Genomic DNA, 24,527 nt, shown 5'->3' with positions numbered 1-24,527 from the left:
GCGCGGTCGGAGTCAATAGCACAGCATTCTCAGGAAATCACCTGCCCGATGAATGCTCCTCTGCACCAAGCGAAGAAAGTAGCAGAGCACTTTTCGTTGAACCCCCGCTTGTGCCAAAAGACCGGCGTGAGGGAATATACCATGAGCACCACCCCGATCTTCCTGGACGTCGACGGGACGAGCATCGCCGTCAGGCATGCGGCAGGTGCCGAGCCCGGCATCGTGTGGCTTGGCGGCTACAAATCCGACATGCTGGGCACCAAGGCCGAAACCTTGTCGGAATGGACGCGCAAAGAAGGCCGCGCCTTCCTGCGCCACGATTATTCCGGCCACGGCGAATCGAGTGGTGCCTTTGCCGACGGCACCATCTCGAAATGGCTGGGCGAGAGCCTGGCGGTTTTCCGCCGTTTCACCCAGGGCAGGCAAATCCTGGTCGGTTCGTCGATGGGCGCCTGGATCGCGCTGCGCATGGTGCAGGAGTTGCGCAAGGCGGGCGAGAACAGCGTCGCCGGCCTTGTGCTGCTGGCGCCGGCGCCCGATTTCACGTTCGAACTGGTGGAGCCGGTGCTGACCGGTGCGCAGAAGCGCGACCTCAGGAAAAAGGGCTTTTTCGAAGAGCCGTCGGACTATTCCGCCGAACCGTACATCTACACGCGCGCACTGATCGAGGACGGCCGCAACAACCGGGTGATGACCGGGCCGATCGACACGCACTGTCCGGTCCACATCCTGCAAGGCCTGGCCGATCCCGACGTGCCGTCGAGCCATGCGTTGAAGCTGGTCAGCCTGCTGCCGGCCGACGACGTCACGCTGTCGCTCATCCCGGACGGCGACCACCGCCTGTCGCGGCCACAGGATCTCGACATGCTGGTGCGGACGGTGGACGCTATGGTGCGGCAGGCGGGATAGAGGCATGCGCATTTCCATTCCGGTGTCCGCCTTCGTCGCGGCGATCGTCGGCTTCGGCGGTACGCTGGCCATCGTCATTGCCGCCGCCAAGGCGGTCGGCGCAACGCAGGTCGAGACCGCAAGCTGGGTGACGGCGCTTTGCCTGGCGATGGCGATCGAGAGCCTGTGGCTGTCCTGGCGCACAAAAATGCCGGTCATCACCGCATGGTCGACGCCAGGCGTGGCGCTGATCGCCGCGTCGACCGGCTTTTCGATGGGTGAGGCGGTTGGCGCCTTCGTCGTCACCGCGGTCCTGCTGATCGCCACAGGCCTGTTCGGGCCCTTGACCAAGCTGATCGCCAGAATACCGGCGTCGGTCGCATCCGGAATGCTGGCCGGCATCGTCGTCACCTTCGCCATCAATGCGGTCAAGACCGTTCCCGTCGACCCCTGGCTGATCCTGCCGCTGGTTGCGGCATTCTTCGTCATTCGCCTGTTCAACCCGGCGCTGTCGGTGCTGCTGGTGCTGATCGGCGGCGGTCTCGCCGCCTTCCTCACCGGCCGGGTCGGCGGTCTGCCGGCACCGGAACTCTCAAGCTTGACGCTGGTGATGCCGCAGTTCACCGCCACTGCAATCATCGGCCTCGCCTTGCCGCTCTACCTCGTCACCATGGCCTCGCAGAACCTGTCCGGCCTCGCCGTGCTGAGGGCAGCCGGCTATCATCCCGAACCCGGGCCGCTGATCGGCGTCACCGGCCTGTTTTCGCTGCTGACGGCGCCGTTCGGCGCCTCGACCACCAATCTGGCGGCAATCTCGGCGGCGATCTGCACCGGGCCCGACGTGCATCCCGATCCGGCCGAGCGCTGGAAGACCGGGCCGTTCTATGCGTTGGCCTATCTCGTCTTTGCCCTGTTCGGCGCCTCGCTGGTGGCGATCTTCGCCGTATTGCCGCAGAGCCTGATTGCGCTGGTCGCCGGCCTGGCGCTGATGGCGCCGCTCGCCAATGCACTGTCGATCGCCTTGAAAGATGAGGACGAGCGGATGGCCGCCACCGTCACCTTCGCCGTCACCGCATCGGGGCTGACGCTGTTCGGCGTCGGCGCGGCGTTCTGGGGGCTGATTGCCGGATTGGTCGTGCTTTTCCTCGAAAATCTCAAAAAGCGATAATCATTTCAGCCGCTTGTCCGGTTTTGGCGATCACTGTCTTGAATCGCCGTTTTCTCCATCCCATTTCGATTCAACGCAGCCGGATTTGGCTGTCTCCAACTGAAGGATTGGGAGAAATGAACACATCTGCATTGATCCGTCCGGCCTGGACGCCGGCGACCATCGCGTTGATGGTGATCGGGTTCATGGTGTTCTGGCCGCTCGGCTTGGCCATGCTCGCCTACATCATCTGGGGCGACCGGCTCGAGGGCTTCAAGCGCGACGTCAACCGCGCCACCGACGGCATCTTCGCCGGTTGCCGCCGCGGTTCCGACAAGGCCGCGCGCTGGGGTCATGGCTCCGCCCGCACCGGCAACGTCGCTTTCGACGACTGGCGCGAAAAGGAACTCGAGCGGCTTGCCGAGGAACGCCGCAAGCTCGACGAGATGCTGAGCGAGTTCGACGAATATGCCCGCGAGTTGCGCCGCGCCAAGGATCAGGAAGAGTTCGATCGCTTCATGGCCAATCGCAACAAGTCGACGTCCCCCACGACCGGGTCGGCGACGAACAACAAATCCAGCGGCAAGTCCACGCCAGGCCTGCTCGACGAGTAAGGTCCCGTGCGCAGATAGATAATCCAACGGCGTCGCGTCAGCGGCGCCGTTTCTTTTTTGTTCTAGTCGTTTCCCTCGAATCACGTATCGTCCCGGAATGTCCTTCGGCTTCTTTCGCACCCCGACGAAACCCAAACCCACGCCCGTCGTGGAGCGCGAGCATTGCGTTGCCGGCCGCACGCTGCCGCTCAAGATCGTCGAGAACGACCGTGCCCGCCGCCTTACACTGCGCATCGATTCCGGCGGCCGCGGCTTGCGCATCACCGTGCCGCCGGGGCTGCGGCGCGGCGAGGTGGAAAAATTCCTCGACCGCCATCAGGACTGGCTGGAGCAAAGGCTAGCCAAAGTGCCCAACCGGCCGCAGGTGCGGCCCGGCATCAAGATACCGGTGCGCGGCGTGCCGCATCGCATCGTCCATGAACCGTCGAAACGCGGCACCGTCACGCTGTCGCGCGACGAGCGCGGGCCGCTGATGATCGTGCATGGCGAACGCGTGCATCTGCCGCGCCGCATCGCCGATTTCCTCAAGCGCGAAGCCAAGCGCGAGATCGAAGCGCTGGTGACCAAGCACAGCGCGGCGGTCGGCAAGCGCGCCAAGGCGATCCGCTTCAAGGATACGTCGAGCCGCTGGGGGTCGTGCACGTCGGACGGCAATCTGTCGTTTTCCTGGCGCATCATGATGGCGCCGCGGCCAGTGATAAACTACCTCGTCGCGCATGAGGTGGCGCATCTCAAGGAGATGAACCACGGGCCTAAATTCTGGAAGTTATGCGAGCAGCTTTGCCCGGATACCGAACGCTGCAAGGATTGGCTCAAGCGCAATGGCGGCGCGCTGCAGGCGATCGCGTTCGAGTAGTTGTCCGATCAATCGTCATTCGCCGCGTTCAACTCCTCCGGCCGCAATCCCTCATCGACATGGCGCGGCCACGGCAGGAAATCCCGCTCGAAGCCATCGTTGCTGAAATAAGCCAGCGCCCGGTGCGCTTCCGCACCGTTGAAGGCTGCCTTGTCCATCAAATGAGCGATGACCTCATGGGCCTGTGCCAGCTTTTGCCTGAGTTCCGCGACGGTCTTTTCCGGCATGATCTTTGTTCTCCCGCCTTTGTGCCTGAGCAAGTAGCGCGTTGCGGTCTTATATTAGCAAGGTGGCGCGTTCCGCTCTTACATTAGCTACATTAGCAAGGTAGCGCGTTCCGCGCTGGCGGCAAACAGGATGCTTTTTCTCGACTCTTTGGCCGTTTCGTGCCAATCCCGCGCCATGGCGCTCGACATCAAGATATGCGGGTTGAAGACCGACAAGGCACTGGCCGCGGCATTGGCCGGCGGCGCCAGCCATGTGGGCTTCATTTTCTTTGCCAAAAGCCCGCGCTATGTCGAGCCGGCGGAAGCCGGCCGCCTGCGCGAAGCGGCGCGCGGCAAGGCCAAGGCGGTTGCGGTGACGGTCGACGCCAGCGATGCGTTCCTGGATGAGATCGTTGAAAAGATGCAGCCCGACATGCTGCAACTTCACGGCGCCGAGCCCCCCGAGCGGGTGGCCGAGGTGAAGGCCCGCTACCGCTTGCCGGTGATGAAGGCGCTGCCGGTCGGCGAGGCTGCCGATCTCGCGCGGGTCAAACCCTTCATCGGCATTGCGGACCGCTTCCTGTTCGATGCCAAGCCGCCTAGGGGTTCGGAATTGCCGGGCGGCAACGGTCTTGCCTTCGACTGGCGCATTCTGGCTGGCCTTGACGCCGGCGTTGATTACATGCTTTCCGGTGGGCTCAATGCCGGCAATATCGGCGACGCCTTTCGGCTGGCGAACCCGCCCGGAATAGATGTTTCTTCGGGCGTGGAGAGCGCGCCGGGCGTCAAGGAACCGGCGCTGATCGAACAATTTTTCCGCGCCGTCGGGGCAGCACGCGACAACCGCGCCGCCTGACCACGCTTCAAACCTCAGACCAGGAGATCGGCGATGGACAAGCCGGCGATACCGAATTCCTTCCGCACCGGCCCCGATGAGCAGGGCATGTTCGGCATTTTTGGCGGTCGTTTCGTTGCCGAAACGCTGATGCCGCTGATCCTCGAGCTGGAGCGGCACTGGAACGAGGTCAAGAACGACCCGGATTTCAAGGCCGAACTGACCGATCTCTCGACGCATTACGCCGGGCGGCCGTCGAAGCTCTATTTCGCCGAAGGCCTGACCAGGCATCTTCGTGAGGTCTCCTTGGCAAAGGGCCTCGGGGGCGGCGCAAAGGTCTATTTCAAGCGCGAGGACCTGAACCACACCGGCTCGCACAAGATCAACAACTGCCTCGGCCAGATCCTGCTCGCCAAGCGCATGGGCAAGACGAGGATCATCGCAGAGACCGGTGCCGGCCAGCATGGCGTCGCTTCCGCCACGGTCGCGGCGCGCTTCGGGCTTCCTTGTATCGTCTATATGGGCGCGACCGATGTCGCCCGGCAAAGCCCCAACGTCTTTCGCATGAAGCTTCTGGGCGCCGAGGTGCGGCCGGTGACGGCCGGCCACGGCACGCTGAAGGACGCCATGAACGAGGCCCTGCGCGACTGGGTGACCAACGTCGAGGATACCTATTATCTGATCGGCACCGCCGCCGGCCCGCACCCCTATCCGGAGTTGGTGCGCGACTTCCAGTCGGTGATCGGCACCGAGGCGCGCGCCCAGATCCTCGAGCAGGAAGGCCGGCTGCCGGACACCATCATCGCTTGTGTCGGCGGCGGTTCCAACGCTATCGGCCTGTTCCATCCCTTCCTCGACGACAGTGGGGTGCGCATCATCGGCGTGGAAGCCGGAGGCCGCGGCCTCGACGGCATCGAGCATTGCGCCTCGATGAGTGCCGGCGCGCCCGGCGTGCTGCATGGCAACCGTACCTACCTCCTGCAGAACGCCGACGGCCAGATCATGGACGGCCACTCGATCTCGGCCGGCCTCGACTATCCCGGCGTCGGGCCGGAGCACTCATGGCTGCGCGATTCCGGCCGCGTCGACTACGTGCCGATCCTCGACAGCGAGGCGCTGGAGGCGTTCCAGTTGACGACACGCGTCGAGGGCATCATTCCTGCGCTTGAATCGGCCCATGCCATCGCACAGGCGGTGAAGATCGTGCCTGACATGGACAAGGACCAGATCGTCATCGTCAACCTGTCCGGCCGCGGCGACAAAGACGTGCATACGGTGGCCAATATGCTGGGCATGGAGATCTGATCATGGCCACCCGTATCGACCGCCGCATGGCAAAGCTGAAGGCCGAGGGCCGACCGGCACTCGTAACCTATTTCATGGGCGGCGACCCTGACTACGACACGTCGCTCTCGATCATGAAGGCGCTGCCCGGCGCCGGCAGCGACATCATCGAGCTCGGCATGCCGTTTTCCGATCCGATGGCCGACGGCCCCGCGATCCAGGCGGCCGGCTTGCGGGCGCTGAAGGGCGGCCAGACACTGGTCAAGACACTGAAGATGGCCTCGGAATTCCGCGCCGGCGACAGTGAAACGCCGATCGTCTTGATGGGCTATTACAATCCGATCTACATCTACGGCGTCGAGCGCTTCCTGAGCGACGCGCTGGCCAGCGGCATAGACGGGCTGATCGTCGTCGACCTGCCGCCGGAGATGGATGAGGAACTTTGTATCCCGGCACTCAAGGCCGGCATCAATTTCATCCGGCTGGCGACGCCGACCACCGACGACAAGCGCCTGCCCAAGGTGCTGCAGAACACCTCCGGCTTCGTCTATTATGTGTCGATGACCGGTATCACCGGTTCGGCGCTGGCCGACACCGGCAAGGTGGCGGCAGCTGTCAAGCGCATCAAGAGCCATACCGACCTGCCGGTCTGCGTCGGCTTCGGCGTCAAGACAGCAGAGCAGGCGCGCATCATCGGCGCGTCGGCCGACGGCGTCGTTGTCGGCACCGCGATTGTCAATGCCGTCGCCAACGTGCTCGGGCCGAAGGGCGAAAAGACCGCCGATCCGGCCGAGGCCGTCGCCACGCTGGTCAGCGGGCTTTCGCAAGGGGTTCGCGCGGCTCGCCTTGCTGCCGCCGAATAATCTTCCTACGTCTTCTTAAGGGACAGGAGCCGAAGCGATGAACTGGATCACCAATTACGTCCGTCCGAAGATCAATTCGATGCTCGGCCGCCGCACCGACATGCCAGAAAACTTGTGGATCAAGGATCCCGAGACCGGCGAAATGGTGTTCCATAAGGATCTGGAGCAGAACCAGTTCGTTATCCCGTCCTCCGGCCACCATATGAAGATATCGGCTAAGGAACGGCTGAAATTCTTCCTCGACGACGGCAAATACGAGACGCTCGAGAACCCCAAGGTCGTTCAGGATCCGCTCAAGTTCCGCGACGAGAAGCGCTACGCAGACCGGCTGAAGGATGCCAAAGCCAAGACCGGCATGGAAGACGCCATCATCAATGCGCTGGGCACGGTCGAAGGCGTGCCGGTGGTGGTGACGGTGCAGGATTTTGCCTTCATGGGCGGCTCGCTCGGCATGGCGGCAGGTGACGCCATCGTGCATGGTTTCGAGGTCGCCTTGCAGCGCAAGCGGCCGCTGATCCTGTTTGCGGCCTCCGGCGGCGCCCGTATGCAGGAAGGCATCCTGTCGCTGATGCAGTTGCCGCGGACCACGGTCGGCGTCGACAGGCTGAAGGAGGCCGGCCTGCCCTACATCGTCGTCCTGACCAACCCGACGACCGGCGGCGTCACCGCCTCCTACGCCATGCTGGGTGACGTGCATATTGCCGAGCCAGGCGCGCTGATCGGCTTTGCCGGACCGCGTGTCATCGAGCAGACGATCAGGGAAAAACTGCCCGAAGGCTTCCAGCGCGCCGAATATCTGATGGAACACGGCATGGTCGACATGGTGGTGTCACGGCTGGAGATGCGCCAGACGATTGCGCGGCTGCTGAGAATGCTGCTCAAGCTGCCGGAGGAGCAAAAACCGCAGGAGCCGGAGATCCTGCCCCCGTCGGTAATTCCGGCCGAAGCCCGGCCGCACGCCTGACGCATTCGCCACGAACTGCGATTGCGCGCCATCCGTGACGCGCCTAGAGCGGTTCCGGTTCTCCTGGAACCGGTAACCCGCTCTAACTATCTGTTTTGCCGCATTTATGCGGACGCCAAATGATTCCATTTGGCTGCAAAATGCTCTAGGATTCGCCATGACCACGCTTGCCGCCGACCGCGAAATCGAAAGCCTGATGGCGCTTCACCCGAAGGGCTTCGACCTTTCGCTCGACCGCATTTCGCGGCTGCTCGAACGCCTCGGCAATCCGCAGGACCAGCTGCCGCCGGTCATCCACATCGCCGGCACCAACGGCAAGGGCTCCTGTGCCGCCTTTTCACGGGCGCTGCTCGAAGCAGCCGACTACCGCGTCCACGTCCACACCTCGCCACACTTAGTGAACTGGCACGAGCGCTACCGGCTGGCCGCAGATGGCGGCGGCAGGCTGGTTGACGACAAGGTCTTCGCCGAAGCCATCGCCCGGGTCGCCGAGGCCAATCAAGGCCAGAAGATCACCGTCTTCGAAATCCTCACCGCCGTCACCTTCCTGCTGTTTTCTGAACATCCGGCCGATGCTGTCATCCTCGAGGTCGGCCTTGGCGGCCGCTTCGACGCCACCAATGTCATCGCCGAGCCGGCCGTGTCGGTGATCATGCCGGTCTCGCTCGACCACGAAGCCTATCTCGGCGACCGCGTCGAGCTGATCGCCGCCGAAAAGGCCGGCATCATCAAGCGCGGGTGCCCGGTCGTCATCGGCGCGCAGGAGAGCGAGACGGCCCAGCAGGTGCTCATCGAAACCGCCGAACGGCTCGACTGCCCCGCCTTCGTCTATGGCCAGGATTTCCTTGCCTTTGAGGAAAACGGCCGCATGGTCTATCAGGACGAAGATGGATTGATGGACCTGCCGCCGCCGCGCCTGCCGGGGCGCCATCAATTCGCCAATGCGGCGGCGGCGATCGCGGCAGTCAAGGCGGCCGGCTTCGAGATCGGCCACCGCGCTGCCGAGAAGGCGATGGCGAATGTCGCCTGGCCGGGCCGCATGCAGAAGCTGCCGCAAGGCCGGCTGAGCGAACTGGCGCCGAAGGGCGCCGACATCTGGCTCGACGGCGGCCATAATCCCGGCGCCGGCGTGGTCGTCGCTGAGGCGCTGGCCGAGCAGGAGGAAAAGAACCCGCGGCCGCTGTTCCTGATCTCGGGCATGATCAACACCAAGGACCAGAGCGGCTATTTCCGGGCCTTCAAAGGGCTGGTGCGGCACGTCTACACCGTGCCGGTGAGCATGAGCGACGCCGGCGTGCCGAACGACGAACTGGCGACGCGCGCCATTGAGGCAGGCTTGTCGGCCGAACCGGTTAGTTCCGTTGCAAACGCACTGATGCTGCTGCGCGATACATGGGACGGACCGCCGCCACGCATCCTGATCGGCGGATCGCTTTACCTGGCCGGCGCGGTGCTGGCCGAAAACGGCACGCCGCCAACCTGAGGCGTGCGTTCGCCCGGGCAGCGATGACGCCATACCTGTCAGATCACCGCGAGGAGCCAGTCATGATCAAGGTAAAGCAGCTCGCTCACGTTTGCATTTTCGCGAATGACCTGGAGATGACGCGAAGCTTCTATCGGGACGTCCTCGGCATGGACACTCAGTTCAATTTCCTGCGCGACGGGAAGACTTTCGGCTTCTACCTAAATTGCGGCAGCCGTAGCCACGTCGAGGTGTTCCAGAAAGACGGCGCAAGCTATAGCGACTTGAACCAGATCAACCACTTCTGCCTCGAAGTGGAAAACATCGACGCCGCGATCGCCCATCTGGGGTCAAAGGGGGTTGATGTCACTTCCAAGAAACGCGCGTGCGATGACACCTACCAGGCTTGGATCCGCGACCCCAACGGCGTGAAGATCGAACTGTTCGAATACACTGAGAAAAGCGCACAATTCCTCGGCGGCGATCGTATCGCGGATTGGTGAATAGCGCCGCGCCGGACAATTGTAGCGGCGCAGCCGGTGGTTGGTGGACTACTTCAGTTCGACCTCGATGAAGGCGAATTCGCCATCGTTTGCGCTGATGACGTCATGTTCGACGCCCTCATTGCGGAAATACGGCGAGCCCTTCTTCATTTCGGCAAAGGATTCCCCATCCTTGGTCAGGAGCTTCACCTTGCCGTCGGTCAGCGGCACGATCACATAGTCGTGGCCGTGGCGGTGCCAGCCGGTGTTGTCGCCGGGAGCGAAGCGGTATTCGGTGACGATGACGCGCTCATTGTCGATGAAGACGGTGGCCTTGGCGGATCCGGTCATATCGCTTCTCCTTTGTATTCAGAAGAGAAGAATACCGGGCGGCAAGCCGCGAGTGCCAGAGCGCCCCACCAATGACGCCAGCAAAAGAAAGCCCGGCGCGAGGCCGGGCTTTTCTGCAAAATTCTGATCGGATCAGGCGAGGCTGCCGTTGATCCAATGCGACAATGCCGTTTTCGGCGCAGCACCGACCTTCATGTCGGCGACTTCGCCGCCCTTGAAGATCATCAGCGTCGGGATCGAGCGCACGCCGAACTGCGCGGCCAGCTCAGGATTCTCGTCTATGTTGAGCTTGGCGATCTTTATCTTGCTGCCGAGTTCGATGGCGATGTCCTCGAGCGCCGGGGCGATCATCTTGCACGGGCCGCACCATTCCGCCCAGAAATCGACCACGACCGGCTCCTTGGCGTTGAGCACGTCGGCCTGGAAATTGCTCTTGTCGACCTTGACGGTGGCCATGCTGAGATCCTTTCGATTTGTTCGTCGCACCAAATGTGGTGGTGATCGCGTCCGTCTTCAAGCAAGTGTTGTGTCACGCTCCCGTGAGTCTAGCAAGCGCGTCGTCCATGGCCGCTGCCGGCAGCTCGATCAGCCGCGGCGCCTCGGTGAACAGCAGCGCCGCCGAGACCTCGCGTCCCGGATAGAGCGGCTGAAGCAGCGCGCGATAGAGTGCGAGCTGCAATACATAGGCTTGCGGCACTTCGACGAGCGTAGCCGGCGCTGGCCGATTGGTCTTGTAGTCGACGATCGAAACCTTGTCCGGCGTTACTGCCAGCCGGTCGATCTTGCCGGAAATCGAGCGCAGTTTGCCCCTCACTCCCAGGCTGCCCATGATGGCGACTTCGGCGCGCGAGTTCGGCGCAAATAGCGGCGCAAAGCGGCTGTCGGCAAGAATTCTGAAAACGCCAGCCAAGGCCTTGTCGCGCTCGTGGTCGGGCCATGCCGCGCCGACTCTTGCCAGATAGCGTTCGGCGGCATCCTGGCGTTCGCCCTCGGCGATGCCGGGCAGCATCTGCAGCAATTTGTGCAGCGCCAGCCCGCGCACGACGGCAAAGCCGGGCTCGGCGTCGGCATCCAGCACCGGCGAACGCGTGTCGGCCACCGCTTGCCGCGCCTCGTCGATCAGCACCGAGGCGCCGGACGGCGAGAGCGGCCGCGGCAATTCCTCGAAGGGCGGCAGAGGCTGGAACAGGGTTTCCGGCAATGGCGCAAAGCGTTCAGCCTGTCGTGCCTCATCCACGGACGCCAGTGGCATGGGCGTCAGTTTCGTTACCTGGAAACGATGCACGGTTTCGCCCGTGGCGGGATGCCGGCGTTCTTCGCTCTCCGTGGCACCGACCAGTGCGCGGCTGACGATCGAATGCCAGGTGCCGGTATTCGGCGCCCGTTTGCCATGGTAGCCGCAGACGATCAGCCGATCCTCGGCGCGGGTCATGCCGACATAGAGCAGCCGGCGATATTCATCGTCGGCGAGCTCTCGGGCGCGGGCCGATGCGGCGCGTGAAAATCCATTGGCGACATCGCTGGCTGAACGCCAGAGATAACCCTTGCCCTCCCAGCAGTCGCCCGAGCCTTCGAACGGCATCAATCTCGGCAGATGCTGGTCGCTGAACGGCGCGGAGCCGCCATCGACAAGGAATACCACCGGCGCCTCCAAGCCTTTGGCGGCATGCACGGTCATGACGCGAACCTCGTCGCGGGTCTGGTCCATTTCGCGCTTGATCTCGGGGCCGGCGTTTTCCAACGTCGACAGGAACGATTCCAGTCCCGGCAGGCCGGTCCGCTCCTCGGCCAGGCAAAAATTCAGGAATTCGTCGAGGATGTCGCCGGCCTCCGGCCCGAGCCGCGCGATCATCTTCTTGCGCAGGCCGTCGCGGGCGAGAGCTGCAGCATAGAATTCGAACACCGGCTTGAATGCGGCCTCGTTCGACCATGTGTCGAGCCGGCTGACGACGGCGGCCAACGCCTCGCTTTCGCCGGCATGCCGGCGCAGCGAGGCGATCAGCGAGACGCCCGACGGCCTCCCCGCAGCAAGCGCGAAAAGCTGCTCTTCCGAGACATCGAAGACCGGGCTGCGCAGCACGGCGGCCAGCGACAGATCGTCCTCGGGCTGGATGAGGAAATGACCGAGTGCGATCAGGTCCTTCACCGCGATATGGCTAGGCAGGCTGAGCCGGTCGGCGCCGGCCACGGGGATGTCGCGGCGCTTCAACGCCCGTGTCAGGGCATGGACGAAGCGGTCGCGCTTGCGCACCAACACCAGCACGTCGCCGGGCCGGAGTTTCTTGCCACGCCCTTCGATGACCTCGCCGCCGCCGATCCAGCCGGCAACGGTCGCTGCAACGTTTTCGGCAACGCGCACCGCCGGTGCGTGGGCGTGATCCACCGCTTGCGTCCAGTCGTCCGGTTCGTCGACGGTGTCGGCGCCGAGCGAGGGCCAGACCTCGACATAGCCCGGCGCATCGTTGCGGATCGCCTTGTGGTCGAGCGGATCGGGATCGTGGCTGATGCCGCGCCGCACGTTCGGGTCGGCAAAGACACGATCCACCGCCGCAAGCACGTCGTCGGTCGAGCGAAACGACCAGGTCAGCTTGAGATCGGCGAAGGCGGCGGCGGCGGATCTGACTTTGCCGGCAAACAAAAGCCGGCTGTCGGCAAAGGAGTCCGGGGCGGCTCCCTGGAAGGAATAGATCGACTGCTTTTCGTCGCCGACCGCAAAGATGGTGCGGTGGACGGCGTCGCGTGCGCCGAGTCCGGCAAAGAACTCCTCCGCCAGCCGCTTGACCACCTCCCACTGGTCGGGACTGGTGTCCTGCGCCTCGTCGAGGAGGATGTGGTCGATGCCCTGGTCGAGCTTGTATTGCACCCATGGGCCGGCGTCGGGCCGCGCCAGTAGATGGACCGTGCGGGTGATCAGGTCGTTGAAGTCGAGGAAGCCGCGGGCGCGCTTCAATTGCTCGTAGCGGGCGATCAGCCAGTCGGCGATGGTCAGCGCCGCACGGGTGCCCTCCAGCATCCTGAACAAGGCCAGCCGGTCGGACATTTCGAGAATGGCTTCGACCGCCGCCAGATATCGTTCGGCAAGATCGGGCAACCGGTCAAGCAATGCCCTTTTAAACGTCTTTGCCGGATCGTAAGGCTCGCCGTCGGCCCTCAGGAAAGCCTTGGAGAGCAAATTCAGGCGACGTACCGGATGCTCCTCGGCGAAGGCGAGACGGGCGTATGGCAGCATATTGTTCAGCACCACGCGCGCATCGGCGGCCTCGGCCGCCCGTGAAAAGGTGACGAGATAATCCGGCAGGAAGCCGGGCAGCGGCCAGACGGAGGCGGCTATGCCTTCGGCCGTCTGGCCGGCGCGGAACTGAAACTCGTCGAACAGCGCCTGAAAACCCTCGCCGCCGGCCGCGGCGATGAACGCACGCAAACCATCGCGCTTGCGCACGATCTCGGCCAGCAGTGCGTCGAGCCCATGTTCGCCGCCGCGCTCCAGCACGGTGGCGAAGGCCTCGGCCAATGCCGTATCGCCTGCAACGCCGCCCGAAATCATGTCGCGGCGGGCGGCGGCGAACAGCGAAGCCTCCATTTGCGGATCGAGCATTTCGAAATGTGCCGGGATATTGGCTTCCAGCGGGAACTGATGCAGCACCGATTCGCAGAAGGCGTGGATGGTCTGGATCTTCAGCCCGCCCGGTGTCTCCAGCGCCTCCGCAAACAACCGCCGCGCCCGGCGCATGGTTTCGCGGCCGGGCTGGCGGCCGTCCAGCGCCTCTATCCGTTTCGAGAGCTCGGCATCGCCCAAGGTCGTCCATTGCGACAGGGTCGAAAACACACGGTTCGACATGTTGGCGGCTGCGGCACGCGTATAGGTCAGGCACAGGATCTTGGACGGATCGGTGCCACGCAGCAAAAGCCGGATGACGCGCTGGGCGAGTACATGGGTCTTGCCGGATCCGGCGTTGGCCGACACCCAGGCGGAATTGCGCGGGTCGGACGCGCTTGCCTGGCTCGCGGCAGTGTCGCTTGGAATGGGGTAGGCCTTTTTCATGCCTCCCCCCCCTCGTCGTCGGCGTCGCCGCCGGCCGACCATTCGAGCACGCGGGCGAGATGGTCATAGTCGCCGTCGGTCTCGCCCTCGCGGAACGGCAGCGCCCGCGACAGATAGCCGGTCGCCGGGTCGGCGTAGTGGATCAGCAGTTTTTCCAGCCGCGCCCACGCTTCTTCGGCGAGATCGGCGGCGGTTCGCGGCTTGCGGTTGTATTCGAGGATGGATTCCTCGAACACTTCGCCATTCGGCCTCAGCCGCACGAAGGCCAGTTGCGACGGCTCGCATGCGCCAAGCTCCTTGAAAGCGCCGCGCCTGAGCAGCGCGCCCTCCAGCGCCAGTTGCGGCGCGAGCAGCGTGTGCGCCTGTGCCTTGGATGGCGACGAGCCGGTCTTGTAGTCGAGGATGTCGGCCATTCCGCCAGCCAGCAGATCGATGCGATCGGCATAGCCGGACAGAGTTACACCGGATCGGCCGACCCCGGTCTTTTCGGCGCGTTCCTCGGCGTGCCGCCGTGCCACGGCTGCGGCCCGGCCGCGCTCCCATTCGATGATGCCGGCGGCAAGCTTTTCGAAGCGTGGCCACCACACCGCCTCGACATCGGCGGGCAGCGCAGCCTCGGCAAAGCAGGAGCGGCCTGCGGCGATGAGCCCGTCCAGCGCCTCCGGCGCGCGCGGGTCGGCCACCCTCGCTGAGAAGAGGTGCAGAATTGCGTGAAACAGCGTGCCACGCTCGGCGGCGCCCGGATCGCGAATGACCGGATCGAGCGGCATCAGGCCGAGTATCCTCCTGGCATAGACCGCATAGGGATCGCGACGCAGCGTTTCGATCTCGGTGACCGAGAAGTGGTGCGGCCGTACGGTGAGCGGCGGTTTCGGCTGCGGCCGCGGCGCAAAGTCCTGCTTTTCGCCGGCATCGAGCACACGCGCCCAGGCAAGCAGTTCATCGCCGCGCCGGCGAAGTGCCGTAGCATGGTCCTCGCCGACGAAGGTAAGGATACGCTGCAGCCAGCGCGAGGGCACCGACGGTGCGTCGCCAGAACGGGCGGAGCGGGCCAGCACCAATTTCTTGGCGCCCATGGCCATCTGGAAATCATGGGCGGCAAGGCCGATGCGCCGCTCCGGCGGTTCAAGATCGATGCCGGTCTTCATCAGCCGCGACATGAAGCGGTCGCTCTCCGGCTTGCGCGGCCACACGCCTTCGTTGAGCCCGCCGACGACCAGCGTATCGACATCCTGAAGCCGCGCTTCCAGCACACCCCAGATGGCGATGTTCCTGTCGGTGCCTTGCGCCGGCTTGACCATCTCGGGCGCGATCAGCGCCTCCATCACGTCAGGCCATTCGTCAGCCGCGAAGGAGAACGACACCGAGGCCGCGACCAGCCCGCGCAAGAGCTCGGCAAGCTTTTCGCCGGCATCGCCGGCATAGAGTTCGCTCAGGCTGCCGTCGGCGGCGCGTCCGAGGCTTTCGAGCGCAACGACGCTGGCACGCACAAGCGTGACAAGATCGGCATTCTCCTGGCCGCGAAAAGCTACCAGCGGCGCCAGCGCAGCCGTTAGCCGGATCAGCAGCTCGCGCGCCTGTTCGATGCGCCTGACCGAGAGGCGCGATCGCCAGAAAGGCGGGCGGCGATTGCCGCCGCCGTCGAATTCGAGGAGCCGGGTGTCGAAGAGCTGCGGCAGCGACGCGACGTCCGGACGCCCGGTGCCACCGCGCAGCGCCACGAGTTCGACGATTTCGGCCGCATGGCGCACGCTTGCCCGCTCCTGGCCGAGGCCTAGCAGGGGATGCTTGAGCAGCGACAGTAAGGCGACCGGGTCGCCCGGGCGGAAGGCTGCCTGAAGCGCCAGCCTGAGCAGGCTGGCGGCTGGCGTGTTGATGAGCGGCGTGCCCCCGGAATCGTCGGCGGCGACGCCGAAGCGCAACAGCTCGACCGAGACGCGCCGCGCCAGCGCGCGATCGCCGGTGACCAGCGCGGCGCGCTGGCCGGGCCGGTCGACGGCCTGTTTGAGCGCGACGGCGATCGCCACGGCTTCATCGCGTTCGCTGGCGGCTTCGAGAAGCGTCACGTCAGCGAAGGCCTCGGCAATATCACCGGCGGTAAAGCGGGCGCGCGTCTCGGCCCAGAGCTCGGTAGTCTCCGCCGGGCGAAGCGCTTCGCCGACGAGTGCGGCGCGCAATGCAAGCGGCCGCGGCGCAACAGCAAGGTCCTCGACGTCGGCGTGCGGCACGCCGATCTTGCCGATCAACTTTGCCAGGCCGTATTGCGGGTGGCCAAGCAGGGCCGGGCGCGCACCGAGCGCACTGATGGCGGCAAAGGACGGCTCGTCCAGTGTCCGGTCGAGCCCGGGCAGCACAACGGCGCCATTGGGCAGACCGGCGATCACGGCAAGCAGCTCGGCCGTGGCTGGGATCGATCCTGTGGAGCCGGCGGCGATCACCGGCCCGGCCGGCGGATTGCGCCTGAGCCGCGCCGCCTCCAGCCTTATCAGGGCATTGCGATGCGCGGCGGGATTGGAGCGATGGCGTTCCTCGAGCAGCTTGGGCCAGTTCTCGGTCACGATGCTCAGGAAATCGAGCGTCACCTGCCACCAGCCTGCGAGATTGCCGGTCACAAGGTCGGCGAGCCTCGCCCAATCCGTGCCCTCGGTCTCGATCCCATCCATCAGCCGCGCCAGGTCGCGCGCCAGCCAGAGGGCGTCGGCGGCGGAGGCCGGGATGACGATCTCCTCGTCGAACAATGCGGCGACATGTGCCGGCAGGCGGCGTTTCCACGCTCGCACCAGCGGCGCCAGCAGCAGCAGGCGCTCGACCGCGGCGATCGGCGGCGCAAGGTCGATGGCGGCCGAAGCTCCTGCCTCGAAGGCCGCTTCATCTTCGTCGAATTCGCCAAGCGGGCGGATGACCGGCAGGATCGCCGAGCGGCTTCCCGAGCGCGAGAGAGCATCGACGAATTCGCCGCGAAGCGCCCGCGCCGCACGGCGCGTCGGCACATAGATGGTGAGATCGGCCAGCATCAGCGGATCGCCATCATAGGCAAAGCCGGGAACCAGGCGCCCTGCAAGCAGCGCCTCGGCCAGCGTCGGCAGGAACGGCGCTCCGGGCGGAATCGAGAAAACGCGGCGGGAGCCGCTCATTTCGACTCGGTAAGAGCGCCGGGTGCCTCAGCAACAGCATTGGGCGTGCCGGCAAGCGCGGCGGCGACCGCTGCTTCCGCCCGCGGGATCGCGTCAGGTGTGCCGACAGTGATCCAGTGACCCTGCATCTTCATGCCGAACAGGCGGCCGGCGGCGATTGCCGCATCGAAATAGGCGTTGAGCGACAGCGGGCCGGCCGGCGCATTCTTGAAGATGCGCGGATGGACGATTGCGGCGCCGGCATAGATCAGGCCGGCCGGATCGTTGTTCGCACGCCGCAAGGCGCCATCCGGCGCCATCAGGAAATCGGTGCCGCCGCTATGTCCGGTTGCCGACTGGAGATCCGCAAGCATCAGCAGAATGTCCCTTGTCGCGCCCTCCCATGCAAGGGCAAGACGCCTGAGATTGGAAAAGCCGCTGTCTATCCAGAAGGTGTCCGCGTTAAGCACATAGAAGGGCGCCCCTAACCAGGGCAATGCCTTGACGATGCCGCCGGCAGAGTCGAGCAAGCCGCTGCTCTCATCCGAAATGACGATTCTCGGCGCATTGCGGCGGGCTACATGGTCCACGATCTGTTTCGGCAGGTAGTGGACGTTGACGACGGCCTTGGCGACGCCGGCTTCGGCCAGGCAATCCAGCCCCCAGTCGAGCAATGTCTTGCCGGCGATCTTGACCAGCGGCTTCGGCATGGTGTCGGTGATCGGCCGCATGCGCTTGCCGAGCCCGGCGGCGAGCACCATGGCGGTCGTTGGCATCGGTCCCTCGTCCGACACCGCCAGGCCTGAATCCTTAGCCGTCAAATCGAGCGTTCCTCCAGCAAGCCGTGGGCGATGTAGAAATCCTGCAGCCCGGCCAGCGCCGGATGCGCCAGCGCCCGGCGAAGATAGTCGCGGATGCGCGGCAGATGCTTCAGATAATAAGGCTTGCCGTCGCGTTTTTCGAGCCGCACGAAGATGCCGAGTACCTTGGAATTGCGCTGTGCGGCCATGATTGCATAGGTTTCGAGGAATTCGTCCTCGTCGAAGACGCCGGCAGCGCGCCGCGCGGCGATATAGGCGGCGAGCGTGTGCTTTTCGATTTCAGGTGAAATGGTGACGCGCGCGTCCATGGCGAGCGAGGCGACGTCGTAGGCGGACGGTCCGATCAGCGCATCCTGGACATCGACGACGCCGAGGCGGTCATGACCGGAACGGTCAGCGCGCCAGATCAGGTTGGGCGAATGGAAGTCGCGCAACATAAGCGTGTATTCGCGCCCCTCGAGCCGATCGAGCACCGCATTCCATTCGCTGCGGTAGCCGGCGCGCAGCGCCTCGCTTGGCGGAGCGCCTGAAATCGCCGGGACATACCAGTCGACCAGCAATTCGGCCTCGATCATCATGGCGTCGCGGTCGAAAGGCGGCACCTCGTGGAAGACGCCGGGGCCGGCCTGTATGCGGGCCGGCCATGTTTTGCCGTGCATCATGGCAAGCAGTTCGGCCGCCGCCGCATAACGCGCGGCCACCGGCTGGCCGCGCTTGTCGAGGAAGCCTTGGGAACCGAGATGCTCCAGCAGAAGAAAACCCTGCTCGAGATCCTGGGCATGGATTTCCGGGACGCTGACACCGCCGGCCCGCAAGGCCCGGTCGATGGCGACGAATGCCGAAACGGATTGCGCCGTGTGGGCGATCTCGGCATAGGGTTTGCCGTCGCGGATTGGCGGTCCGAGCACCAGTCTTGGCGAGTTCATCAGCACGCGCGGCGGAAATCCGGCGAGCGTGACGATCTCGTAGGAGCGAGCCGAGGCATCACCAATGAAATATCGCCGCTGCGCTTCGCCCCAACCGGCCTGCCCGAGAAAATCGCGCATTGCCAGCGATCGCGCCGCGCGCTCGAAGGCGGCGCCCTCCCCCGACAGTCTCGCCAGTCGGCCGTCGCCCTGCTGGAGAAGTTCGACCAGCACCGAGGTTTTCGGCAAATATGCCTCTGCCCGCTCCGGCCATTCAACCAGCGCAGCCGCTTGCGTCAGCGCCTCGTCGAAGCCCAGCTCGTCCAGCTCGGATGCCGTGCCCAAGCGGTAGAGATCGAAATGATGGACCGGCACACGCGTGTCGTAGCTCTGGACCAGCGTGAAGGTCGGGCTCGGCACGTCTAGGCCGGCATCGTCGGCCAGCGCCCTGATCAGCGCCCGTGCCAAGGTCGATTTGCCGGCGCCGAGATCGCCCTTGAGAGCGAGCACGTCGCCAATGCGCAGCGACATGGCAAGATCCTCGCCGAGCCTTGCCGTCGCAGCCTCGTCGGCGAGAAAACGCTCCAGCACCAATACCGCCATCGACCGCGCTACTCGGCCGCCGCACGGATGCCCGACGGCGTGTCGGGAAAGGCGCAAACAACTGTCGTGCCCTTATCCCTGCCGGTCTCGATGCGGACGCTGCCGCCATGGAGTTCGACAAAGCTCTTGACGATCGACAGGCCGAGCCCGGCGCCACGGCGGCGGCCGCCATTGGTGCGCGGCTCGAAGCGCCGGAACACTGACTCAAGCAGGTCCGGCGGCATGCCGGGGCCGTCATCGTGAACGGAAAATTCCACGCCGTCGGCAAGCTGGCGGCAGGCGAGCGTTATGGTACTCGCCTCCGGCGCGTAATTGGCGGCATTGCTGAGCAGATTGTAGAGTATCTGGCGGACGCGGATCTCGTCGCCGTGGAAGGTCTTCGGCGCGGCAGCCGCGTCGATCCTAAGCTTGATCGCATGTTCCTCCAGCCGATCGGCGACCAGTTCGGCGGCGGCTGTGATGGTTCGATTGATGTGAACTTCGGAAATGTCGAGTTCCATGATGCCGGCATCCACCGTCGCCAGATCGAGGATGTCGTTGACGATGGTGAGCAGGACCGAGGAGGACGAGCCGACATGCCCGATATATTCGCGTTGCTTCTGGTTCAACGGACCAGTCGACGGCAGTGAAAGAAGCTCGGTAAAGCCGATGATGTTGGTGAGTGGCGAGCGCAGCTCATAGGAGACGTGCTGCACGAATTCGTTCTTGATTTGGTCGGACTTTTGCAGCGCCTCATTCTTGTCCTTCAGCGCCCGCTCGACATTGACGCTGTCGGTAACGTCGACGAAGGTCATCATCACCTGGCCGTTGGGCAAAGGGATGACGGCGTAGCGCAAAACGGTGCCGTTGTTCAATTCGGTCTGGCCGTGGCGGTCGCGGCGCTCGTCGTCGAAGCCTGTGATGGCGGCAACGAACCCGCCCCACGGACTGTCGACGGCACGGCGGTCGCAAAGTTCGCGGATCGTCGAGACATGGACGTTGGGTTTTGAGGCATCGGCATCCAGCCCCCACAGTGCCGCGAAGGCCGGGTTGGACAATCTCAGCCTGCCGTCGGGGCCGAACACAGCGACGCCTTCGGCAAGGTTGTCGAGCGTCTCACCCTGGACCCGCACAGCGGTCTGATAGCGGCTTTCAAGGTCCATCTTCTCGGTCAGGTTCTCAAACACCCAGGTGACGCCGCCCTTGGGCTGCGGATTGGCGACGACGCGAATGGTTTTGCCGTCCGGCAGATGCCACCAATGCTCCTGCGATTCAACCGCGCGGTAGGCGCCGAGCAGGCTCTCTTTCCAGCGCCGCCATTCGGGCTGCTCGGCGATCTTGCCTTCGCTGCGCAGGCGGTCGAGCAGCAAGGCGTTATCCGGCGCGCTGTGCAGGAAGCCGCTGTCGAGGCCCCATAGTTTCTGGAACGCCTGATTGAAAAACCGCAATTTCTCGTCGGTATCGAAAATCGCCACGGCGGTGTTGAGCTGATCGAGCGTGTCGGCGTGGCTCTGCACGGTCCGCTCATATTCGGCGCGAATGGCCTCGATGGCGCTGATGTCGCAGGCAAGACCAGCCGAACCATCCGCCCCGGCAAAATCGGTCACGGCAAACATACGGCGGTCGCCTTCGATCACCGTGGAGAGCGTCTGTTCGAAGACGGGGTGCGACTTGTGCTGCTCAGCGATCGTGTCGCGCGCCTGGCCTCCGAGGAATTCCTTGCCGTCACGAACCGCCGCTTCGGCATTCTCGGCCTCGACCGCTTCGGCATAGGCGCGGTTGACCCATTTCAGCCGCCCGTCGACAGTACGCAGCCATGACGGCATCTTGAGCGCATCCAGAAGACCGATCAGCGTCTCATGGTCGGCGGCCAAGCGCTGGTTCTCGATCTTCAGCCTGGCCTGGCTTCGCTGTGTCTCCGAAAGCGAGACGAAGCGAACCAGCACATGCGCCGCACTCTTGCGGCCGTGAACCTCGAGCGGCTGGCCGGCCTGCGATTCGATGACCAGATCGAACGGCTTTGCCTTGTCCCGCAGTGATGCGACGGCATGTTCGAGTGCGGCCGCCGAACGCGGCATAAGCCAGCGGCCGAAAGCCAGGAAGGCCGCCCGGTCCTCCGGCGCGCCGCTCTCGAGCGGCAATGTCCCGACAAGCTCGGGCTTCTTGTTTTCGGCCGCCCATACGACCACGCGCTGATCGCGGGAATGGAGCAGCGCCTCGGAGCGCTGCAGCGCGGCATTGACGTCGGCGATACGGGTCCTGAGCTCGGCATTTTCCGCCGCGGTGCGCGCCCGTTCGCGGATCAGAAAGATGGCCGACAGCAATGCCGCCCCCATGACGCCGACGAACATGGCGAGTTGCATGACCTCGACCGTGCTGACTGACAGCCCGGCCTTTTGCGCCACGCGGGTTTGCGCATGTGCAGCAAAGCCAAGCAGCGGACCAACCAGCGCGGAAGAAGCAAGCAGCACCCCGACACGGGTGCCGGCACGCCACAAAAGGCTGCCGCCTCTGGCAGCGGAGCCCGTGATCGAATCGTTATGGCCGCCGGAAACGGCCTGTCCCGCGCAAGGCGGGTTATCCCCCGGCATGTCTTGGTCCTCTTCGCCGCCTGAATGCAAGACCGCCCTGATGCGTGCGCCCGGGCCTCGTCCCCGGACCGCGAATCAGCACCATAGCGCTTGCGCGAATCGGCGTGAAGAATCAATCAGCGCAAAAATAAAGCCGGGCGAAAAGTCAATGGCCCGGCTTCAATATCTAGTGGCAAGTTTCGCCGTGGTTAATAGCGGTAGTGTTCCGGCTTGAACGGTCCCTGCGGAGTGACGCCGATGTAGGCGGCCTGTTCGCCAGACAGTTCGGTCAGGCGGGCACCGAGCTTGTCGAGATGCAGGCGCGCGACCTTTTCGTCGAGATGCTTCGGCAGGACATAGACCCGGTTCTCGTACTGGCCGGGCTTGGTGTACAGCTCGATCTGGGCCAACACCTGGTTGGTGAAGGACGCCGACATGACGAAGCTCGGGTGGCCGGTGGCGTTGCCGAGGTTGAGCAGGCGGCCTTCCGACAAAAGGATCATCCGCTTGCCGTCCGGGAAGGTGATCATATCGACCTGAGGCTTGATGTTGGTCCATTTCAGGTTGCGCAGCGAGGCAACCTGGATCTCGTTGTCGAAGTGACCGATGTTGCCGACGATCACCATGTCCTTCATCAGGCGCATGTGGTCGAGGGTAACGACGTCCTTGTTGCCGGTGGTGGTGATGACGATGTCGGCCGTCGGCGCCGCGTCTTCGAGCGTGACCACCTCGAAACCGTCCATCGCCGCCTGCAGCGCGCAGATCGGATCGACCTCCGTGACCTTGACGCGGGCGCCAGCGCCCTTGAGCGAAGCCGACGAGCCCTTGCCGACGTCGCCATAGCCGCAGACGACCGCGACCTTGCCGGCCATCATCGTGTCGGTGCCGCGGCGAATGCCGTCGACAAGCGATTCCTTGCAGCCATATTTGTTGTCGAATTTCGACTTGGTGACGGAATCATTGACGTTGATCGCCGGGAACGGCAGCAGGCCTTTTTTCTGCAACTGATAGAGCCGGTTGACGCCGGTCGTCGTCTCTTCTGTGACGCCGCGGATCGCTTCCTTCTGCCTGGTGAAGAAGCCGGGTGATGCCTGCATACGCTTCTTGATCTGGGCAAACAGGATCTCTTCCTCTTCGCTGCCCGGATTAGACAGCACATCCTCGCCGGCCTCGGCGCGGGCGCCGATCAGGATGTACATGGTGGCATCGCCACCGTCATCGAGGATCATGTTGGAGGTGCCGCCATCGGCCCACTGGAAGATCTTGTCGGTGTAGACCCAATAATCCTCCAGCGTCTCACCCTTGACGGCAAACACCGGAATTCCGGCCTCGGCAATGGCCGCGGCGGCGTGGTCCTGGGTCGAGAAGATGTTGCAGGAAGCCCAGCGGATATCGGCGCCGAGCGCCTTCAGCGTTTCGATCAGCACCGCCGTCTGGATGGTCATGTGCAGCGAGCCGGTGATGCGCGCGCCCTTGAGCGGCTTCTTGTCGCCGAATTCCTCGCGGCAGGCCATCAGGCCCGGCATTTCGGTTTCGGCGATCTCGATCTCCTTGCGGCCCCAGCCGGCAAGCGCGATGTCTGCGACCACATAGTCCTTGCTACCCGTCATGGCAGTGCTCCGATGCGAATTGATTGCGGGACGCGCCCGCCCCGAAAGCGTGTCGGAGGGCGCGAGTTGCCGGCCTGACTAGCAGATCGAGAGTTGGACGACAATGGGATATAAAGAAATCTTTATCCGTGCATGTCTTCGGAAGCGATCAGCACGTCAGCATTCCTCGCCAAAACGGGAAGCAACCAGTTGCTCCAGCGCCTCGATGACCTCTTCGGCCTCCGGGCCGGTGGCGGTGACGCGGATCGAATAACCGGGGCTTGCCGCCAGCATCATCAGGCCCATGATCGAGGTGCCGCCGACCTTGACGCCGTCCTTCTCGACCTGGACCGTGGCATTGAAGCCGCTGGCAATTTGAACGAACTTGGCCGAGGCGCGCGCATGCAGGCCGCGCTGGTTGACGATCGGAAAGTCGCGAACGATCTTGTCCTTTTCCGGCAACAGCGCGCTCATTTGCTGCTCAGGAGTTGACTGGCGACATTGATGTATTTGCGGCCGGCAGCCTGCGCCTCATCCAGGGCTGCCGTCATGTTGTCGCCCTTGCGAACGCTGGACAGCTTGATCAGCATCGGCAGGTTCATGCCGGCAATGACCTCGATGCGGCCGGATTCCATCACGGAAATGGCGAGGTTGGAGGGCGTGCCGCCGAACATGTCGGTCAAAACGATGACGCCTGATCCCGTATCGACGCGGCCGACTGCGTCGATAATGTCGCGGCGGCGCTGTTCCATATCATCGTCGGCACCGATCGCCACGGTCTCGAAATTGTCTTGTGGCCCAACGACGTGTTCCACGGCATTGCGGAACTCGGCGGCCAGTTGACCGTGCGTTACAAGCACGAGTCCGATCATTCTTTGGTGGCTCCCGTCATCGCCGCTTCACAGGCGCATTTTATGCTCGCCGACCGTTCCAGGCGGCGGGAGCGCTATCTT

The 24,527-nt window shown here is 64.2% G+C and carries 21 protein-coding genes; 10 read left to right on the top strand and 11 right to left on the bottom strand.

Annotated elements, in window-relative coordinates:
- Positions 1-141: 141 nt before the first annotated feature.
- From NKJ72_RS27185 to NKJ72_RS27170, 4 genes are all read left to right on the top strand, one after another.
- The gene (locus NKJ72_RS27185; RefSeq protein ID WP_352480206.1) at positions 142-909 is read left to right on the top strand and encodes an alpha/beta hydrolase; all 768 of its coding nucleotides are present in this window, start codon (positions 142-144) and stop codon (positions 907-909) included.
- Between the two features lie 4 nt (positions 910-913).
- Entirely contained in the window at positions 914-2,056 is a 1,143-nt protein-coding gene (locus tag NKJ72_RS27180) for a benzoate/H(+) symporter BenE family transporter (RefSeq protein ID WP_352480205.1), read from the top strand.
- A 116-nt stretch (positions 2,057-2,172) separates the two neighbouring features.
- Complete coding sequence (locus NKJ72_RS27175; protein WP_352480204.1) at positions 2,173-2,649, top strand: DUF2852 domain-containing protein; 477 nt, start codon at positions 2,173-2,175, stop codon at positions 2,647-2,649.
- A gap of 97 nt (positions 2,650-2,746) precedes the next feature.
- The gene (locus NKJ72_RS27170; RefSeq protein ID WP_352480203.1) at positions 2,747-3,505 is read left to right on the top strand and encodes a M48 family metallopeptidase; all 759 of its coding nucleotides are present in this window, start codon (positions 2,747-2,749) and stop codon (positions 3,503-3,505) included.
- Between the two features lie 8 nt (positions 3,506-3,513).
- Here the strand turns inward: NKJ72_RS27170 and NKJ72_RS27165 are convergent, their stop codons facing one another.
- Positions 3,514-3,732, bottom strand: coding sequence for a hypothetical protein (locus NKJ72_RS27165; RefSeq protein WP_352480202.1), 219 nt, complete (start codon positions 3,730-3,732; stop codon positions 3,514-3,516).
- A gap of 175 nt (positions 3,733-3,907) precedes the next feature.
- Between NKJ72_RS27165 and NKJ72_RS27160 the strand changes: the two genes are divergently transcribed.
- The 6 genes from NKJ72_RS27160 (at position 3,908) to NKJ72_RS27135 (ending at position 9,622) form a co-directional block, all read left to right on the top strand.
- Entirely contained in the window at positions 3,908-4,567 is a 660-nt protein-coding gene (locus tag NKJ72_RS27160) for a phosphoribosylanthranilate isomerase (RefSeq protein WP_254816377.1), read from the top strand.
- A gap of 33 nt (positions 4,568-4,600) precedes the next feature.
- Positions 4,601-5,851, top strand: a complete 1,251-nt coding sequence (gene trpB / locus NKJ72_RS27155) for a tryptophan synthase subunit beta (protein WP_254815954.1) — start codon at positions 4,601-4,603, stop codon at positions 5,849-5,851.
- 2 nt (positions 5,852-5,853) lie between these two features.
- Entirely contained in the window at positions 5,854-6,693 is an 840-nt protein-coding gene (gene trpA / locus NKJ72_RS27150; protein ID WP_352480201.1) for a tryptophan synthase subunit alpha, read from the top strand.
- Positions 6,694-6,730: 37 nt separating this feature from the next.
- On the top strand, positions 6,731-7,657 hold the full coding sequence (gene accD / locus NKJ72_RS27145; protein ID WP_352480200.1) for an acetyl-CoA carboxylase, carboxyltransferase subunit beta: 927 nt from the start codon (positions 6,731-6,733) through the stop codon (positions 7,655-7,657).
- Positions 7,658-7,814: 157 nt separating this feature from the next.
- On the top strand, positions 7,815-9,140 hold the full coding sequence (locus NKJ72_RS27140; RefSeq protein ID WP_352480199.1) for a bifunctional folylpolyglutamate synthase/dihydrofolate synthase: 1,326 nt from the start codon (positions 7,815-7,817) through the stop codon (positions 9,138-9,140).
- Between the two features lie 62 nt (positions 9,141-9,202).
- Positions 9,203-9,622, top strand: coding sequence for a VOC family protein (locus tag NKJ72_RS27135; protein ID WP_352480198.1), 420 nt, complete (start codon positions 9,203-9,205; stop codon positions 9,620-9,622).
- 48 nt (positions 9,623-9,670) lie between these two features.
- Here the strand turns inward: NKJ72_RS27135 and NKJ72_RS27130 are convergent, their stop codons facing one another.
- The 10 genes from NKJ72_RS27130 to NKJ72_RS27085 form a co-directional block, all read right to left on the bottom strand.
- Complete coding sequence (locus NKJ72_RS27130) at positions 9,671-9,952, bottom strand: cupin domain-containing protein (protein WP_254815949.1); 282 nt, start codon at positions 9,950-9,952, stop codon at positions 9,671-9,673.
- 132 nt (positions 9,953-10,084) lie between these two features.
- Entirely contained in the window at positions 10,085-10,408 is a 324-nt protein-coding gene (trxA, locus tag NKJ72_RS27125; RefSeq protein WP_023677558.1) for a thioredoxin, read from the bottom strand.
- 73 nt (positions 10,409-10,481) lie between these two features.
- The gene (gene addA / locus NKJ72_RS27120) at positions 10,482-13,994 is read right to left on the bottom strand and encodes a double-strand break repair helicase AddA (protein ID WP_352480197.1); all 3,513 of its coding nucleotides are present in this window, start codon (positions 13,992-13,994) and stop codon (positions 10,482-10,484) included.
- Complete coding sequence (gene addB / locus NKJ72_RS27115) at positions 13,991-17,128, bottom strand: double-strand break repair protein AddB (protein WP_352480196.1); 3,138 nt, start codon at positions 17,126-17,128, stop codon at positions 13,991-13,993. Before addB ends, addA begins: the two co-directional genes overlap by 4 nt.
- Positions 17,125-17,883 (bottom strand): nucleotidyltransferase family protein, encoded by a 759-nt coding sequence (locus tag NKJ72_RS27110; protein ID WP_352480195.1) that lies wholly within the window; start codon positions 17,881-17,883, stop codon positions 17,125-17,127. The genes addB and NKJ72_RS27110 overlap by 4 nt, the downstream gene beginning before the upstream one ends.
- A gap of 41 nt (positions 17,884-17,924) precedes the next feature.
- Positions 17,925-19,436, bottom strand: coding sequence for a tRNA (adenosine(37)-N6)-threonylcarbamoyltransferase complex ATPase subunit type 1 TsaE (gene tsaE, locus NKJ72_RS27105; protein WP_352480194.1), 1,512 nt, complete (start codon positions 19,434-19,436; stop codon positions 17,925-17,927).
- An 8-nt stretch (positions 19,437-19,444) separates the two neighbouring features.
- Positions 19,445-22,006 (bottom strand): sensor histidine kinase, encoded by a 2,562-nt coding sequence (locus NKJ72_RS27100; RefSeq protein ID WP_352480193.1) that lies wholly within the window; start codon positions 22,004-22,006, stop codon positions 19,445-19,447.
- Positions 22,007-22,194: 188 nt separating this feature from the next.
- On the bottom strand, positions 22,195-23,595 hold the full coding sequence (gene ahcY, locus NKJ72_RS27095) for an adenosylhomocysteinase (protein WP_352480192.1): 1,401 nt from the start codon (positions 23,593-23,595) through the stop codon (positions 22,195-22,197).
- A 156-nt stretch (positions 23,596-23,751) separates the two neighbouring features.
- Positions 23,752-24,048, bottom strand: a complete 297-nt coding sequence (locus tag NKJ72_RS27090; RefSeq protein ID WP_352480191.1) for an HPr family phosphocarrier protein — start codon at positions 24,046-24,048, stop codon at positions 23,752-23,754.
- On the bottom strand, positions 24,045-24,446 hold the full coding sequence (locus NKJ72_RS27085) for a PTS sugar transporter subunit IIA (protein ID WP_254815942.1): 402 nt from the start codon (positions 24,444-24,446) through the stop codon (positions 24,045-24,047). Before NKJ72_RS27085 ends, NKJ72_RS27090 begins: the two co-directional genes overlap by 4 nt.
- Between the last annotated feature and the right edge of the window lie 81 nt (positions 24,447-24,527).

Source organism: Mesorhizobium sp. M0045, assembly GCF_040323385.1.
Lineage (GTDB): Bacteria > Pseudomonadota > Alphaproteobacteria > Rhizobiales > Rhizobiaceae > Mesorhizobium.
Note: the sequence above shows the minus strand (reverse complement) of the source record. Positions and strands in the feature narration are given on the sequence as shown.

What these genes read in the sequence shown, in the direction of transcription:
- NKJ72_RS27185 (WP_352480206.1), top strand. Translation starts at nt 142, where the DNA reads ATGAGCACCACCCCGATCTTCCTGGACGTCGACGGGACGAGCATCGCC.
- NKJ72_RS27180 (WP_352480205.1), top strand. Translation starts at nt 914, where the DNA reads ATGCGCATTTCCATTCCGGTGTCCGCCTTCGTCGCGGCGATCGTCGGC.
- NKJ72_RS27175 (WP_352480204.1), top strand. Translation starts at nt 2,173, where the DNA reads ATGAACACATCTGCATTGATCCGTCCGGCCTGGACGCCGGCGACCATC.
- NKJ72_RS27170 (WP_352480203.1), top strand. Translation starts at nt 2,747, where the DNA reads ATGTCCTTCGGCTTCTTTCGCACCCCGACGAAACCCAAACCCACGCCC.
- NKJ72_RS27165 (WP_352480202.1), bottom strand. Translation starts at nt 3,732, where the DNA reads ATGCCGGAAAAGACCGTCGCGGAACTCAGGCAAAAGCTGGCACAGGCC.
- NKJ72_RS27160 (WP_254816377.1), top strand. Translation starts at nt 3,908, where the DNA reads ATGGCGCTCGACATCAAGATATGCGGGTTGAAGACCGACAAGGCACTG.
- trpB (WP_254815954.1), top strand. Translation starts at nt 4,601, where the DNA reads ATGGACAAGCCGGCGATACCGAATTCCTTCCGCACCGGCCCCGATGAG.
- trpA (WP_352480201.1), top strand. Translation starts at nt 5,854, where the DNA reads ATGGCCACCCGTATCGACCGCCGCATGGCAAAGCTGAAGGCCGAGGGC.
- accD (WP_352480200.1), top strand. Translation starts at nt 6,731, where the DNA reads ATGAACTGGATCACCAATTACGTCCGTCCGAAGATCAATTCGATGCTC.
- NKJ72_RS27140 (WP_352480199.1), top strand. Translation starts at nt 7,815, where the DNA reads ATGACCACGCTTGCCGCCGACCGCGAAATCGAAAGCCTGATGGCGCTT.
- NKJ72_RS27135 (WP_352480198.1), top strand. Translation starts at nt 9,203, where the DNA reads ATGATCAAGGTAAAGCAGCTCGCTCACGTTTGCATTTTCGCGAATGAC.
- NKJ72_RS27130 (WP_254815949.1), bottom strand. Translation starts at nt 9,952, where the DNA reads ATGACCGGATCCGCCAAGGCCACCGTCTTCATCGACAATGAGCGCGTC.
- trxA (WP_023677558.1), bottom strand. Translation starts at nt 10,408, where the DNA reads ATGGCCACCGTCAAGGTCGACAAGAGCAATTTCCAGGCCGACGTGCTC.
- addA (WP_352480197.1), bottom strand. Translation starts at nt 13,994, where the DNA reads ATGAAAAAGGCCTACCCCATTCCAAGCGACACTGCCGCGAGCCAGGCA.
- addB (WP_352480196.1), bottom strand. Translation starts at nt 17,128, where the DNA reads ATGAGCGGCTCCCGCCGCGTTTTCTCGATTCCGCCCGGAGCGCCGTTC.
- NKJ72_RS27110 (WP_352480195.1), bottom strand. Translation starts at nt 17,883, where the DNA reads ATGCCAACGACCGCCATGGTGCTCGCCGCCGGGCTCGGCAAGCGCATG.
- tsaE (WP_352480194.1), bottom strand. Translation starts at nt 19,436, where the DNA reads ATGGCGGTATTGGTGCTGGAGCGTTTTCTCGCCGACGAGGCTGCGACG.
- NKJ72_RS27100 (WP_352480193.1), bottom strand. Translation starts at nt 22,006, where the DNA reads ATGCCGGGGGATAACCCGCCTTGCGCGGGACAGGCCGTTTCCGGCGGC.
- ahcY (WP_352480192.1), bottom strand. Translation starts at nt 23,595, where the DNA reads ATGACGGGTAGCAAGGACTATGTGGTCGCAGACATCGCGCTTGCCGGC.
- NKJ72_RS27090 (WP_352480191.1), bottom strand. Translation starts at nt 24,048, where the DNA reads ATGAGCGCGCTGTTGCCGGAAAAGGACAAGATCGTTCGCGACTTTCCG.
- NKJ72_RS27085 (WP_254815942.1), bottom strand. Translation starts at nt 24,446, where the DNA reads ATGATCGGACTCGTGCTTGTAACGCACGGTCAACTGGCCGCCGAGTTC.